We start from the raw sequence: 2,251 nt of genomic DNA, 5'->3' as shown, positions 1-2,251 counted from the left end.
CTTTTATACCCTGTGAGAAATCCGGGCTAGGAGTGAAATAACTGCTCTCATAGGGTCGATATCTTGGTAAGTTGTTGATGGCATGATTAATTCCTTGGAGCTATATATTAATAATATACAATATATTTTCAGTTTGGAGTTAGTTTGAGAAGATCTCTTGTTTCCTTATCGCTTAACCATATCAAGTGTAGTGCCTGATCCGAGTCACACCACTAAATCTAAGAAAAAAAGCTATAATTTATCTACTTATGACATGTGAGCGTAACTCACTTCTCATGGAAAGCGTTTGAATGAAAATGAGCTCTTCCGCCCTGTCTGAATCGCTCTGGGTATACTATGCATCTCGATGGGTTATACAGATTATGTCTAGAAGGTTTGGGTAATATACACGCCCCATGGGCTATAATCCCGTATTCGTAAATTGACGAGGTCGCAGCCTCGTAATTTGCTATCGATGGCTAAATTAAAGAAGGCGAGGTCTCTCGTATTTTTGGCAAGCTGTAAGCGAACACTTATGGCCCAGATATCTCGAAGACGCAGAGGCGCCTTCTGCCAAACCAACTTGCCTTTATTCCAAGGTATAGGTGTACAGGAGATTTCAGTCAAAACGTTCATGGCATGATCTTCCATCGGGCGGAGGTCAAAGAATAGATCAATTCGCGCACGTCATGTGCTAAGGTTAATTTAAGGTCGTGGTTCGACCCAAAGCGGCCCTTCCAGCGAAAGCGGCATGCGATTCAGCCGTGTTATGCAGCCGGTACGATAATCTATGTTACAAGTCATCCTCAATACATAGGGCATTATGAGTAGCGAAACTAGCCACCGACGATATTTGAAGCAGCTTCTCCATCACGGCTCTGCAGTTTTGGGCGCAATCTCCTTTCTGCTAGTCCTTTTACTTCCAGTATGATTGAAATTTTTTTCGTTGGACTCACTACAGCAGCCACCCTTTTCGCGGCCTTGTCCGCTTGGATGTCATATCGTGTATCTAACAGCGCGTTAAATTTCCAAAAAAATTATGCGAAAAATCAGCAGTTAATTGCTCAGCTAAACTCGACGATATCTAAGCTTCGAACAGTGAAGTATTTGATATCAAACACCATGTCAATATCCGATGACCAGGTCGGCACTATTGAACCGCTGTTTATCGAAGTTCGGCTGGACCTCCTAAGACTGGAGGAAATCGGGGCTTTTGACTATAGCTCACACCGAATAAGCAAAGTAACGAGTCTTGGAGAGATGATTGATGAAATATCATCTGAAAATACTTACCTTGCAGAAGTGATTAATGCTCTGGAAGCAAGAATTGCTTGCATTTTCAAGTAACGGAGCTAACACCTATGAGCCTTCTCTCTGTCAATAAGCCGCAGNCACCTATGAGCCTTCTCTCTGTCAATAAGCCGCAGGTTTTTTATTGGCCGCGTCAGCGGCCAATATCAAGCCCCTGAGCCAGTGATCCTACTTCATCTGTCATCGTTGGCTGTGAGTGACTTACAGCAAACACCTATTGAGGCTCTCTTAACGTGGTGGTCCACCACTGCCAAACCGGGTTGCTCCTTGCAGGTGGGTCTGGGGCACTAGACATTCATCGGTTAACCGGCATCTGTCCTATTCAAACAGCGGGTTACTTTATAGTCCCAGTTAGTTTCAGGTTCAGCGCCGGTGTAAGCCCACTCGCTCAGGGTATTGGTGCACGCCAGCAGGATGGATAATCAAAGCGACGGGCTTCGAATTGGGTGTAGAAGCCGGGGTTCAGATCTTAAGATCAGTCAGCAGACCCCCGGTTTCAGCACACTCCTTGATGATCCAGTTAGACANGCTTTACTCATGCGTTTCTGGAAGCGTTGCAACAGCTTTTGTGCACCTGGATTTCCGCGCAGATAAAGCACAGCAGCCTCAGAAAAAGCCCACTTCAGATGGGCATTACCAATCTTGTTGCCCTGGGTGCCATAGGTCTTACCAGCCGATTCGGCTTTGCACTTGATCAGTCGGGAATAGGAGGCAAACTTCTGGACAGATTCAAAGCGTCGAATATCACCCACTTCATACAGAATAGTGAGAGCAAGAATACGGCCAACGCCGGGAATGGTTTTTAATAAGTGGTAGTAGGTTGGCTGATGCTTTTTGGCCTGCTTTTCCAATAGCCATTCCACCTGGCTTAGTTCCCGGTGGTAGCACTCTAAAACGGCCATATCGAGATCGATATTGCGCTGAACGAGCGGGTCATCAAAGGTTCTGCCTAACTGCTCTC

At 45.8% G+C, this 2,251-nt stretch carries 1 protein-coding gene and 1 pseudogene; one reads left to right on the top strand and one right to left on the bottom strand.

Going from position 1 to position 2,251, the window contains the following annotated elements; translation table 11 throughout:
• The first annotated feature begins 1,101 nt into the window (after positions 1 to 1,101).
• Positions 1,102 to 1,326: a hypothetical protein gene (locus HZU72_RS23545; RefSeq protein ID WP_180096367.1), complete on the top strand. Its 225-nt coding sequence runs from the start codon at positions 1,102 to 1,104 to the stop codon at positions 1,324 to 1,326.
• 494 nt (positions 1,327 to 1,820) lie between these two features.
• On the opposite strand, the pseudogene HZU72_RS23540 reads toward HZU72_RS23545, so the two are convergent.
• Positions 1,821 to 2,251: pseudogene (locus HZU72_RS23540) on the bottom strand (transposase); the annotation flags it as partial.

The sequence above is a fragment of the Vreelandella sedimenti genome, assembly GCF_013416325.1.
Taxonomy (GTDB): domain Bacteria; phylum Pseudomonadota; class Gammaproteobacteria; order Pseudomonadales; family Halomonadaceae; genus Vreelandella; species Vreelandella sedimenti.
This window is presented reverse-complemented; position numbering and strand designations above follow the sequence as displayed.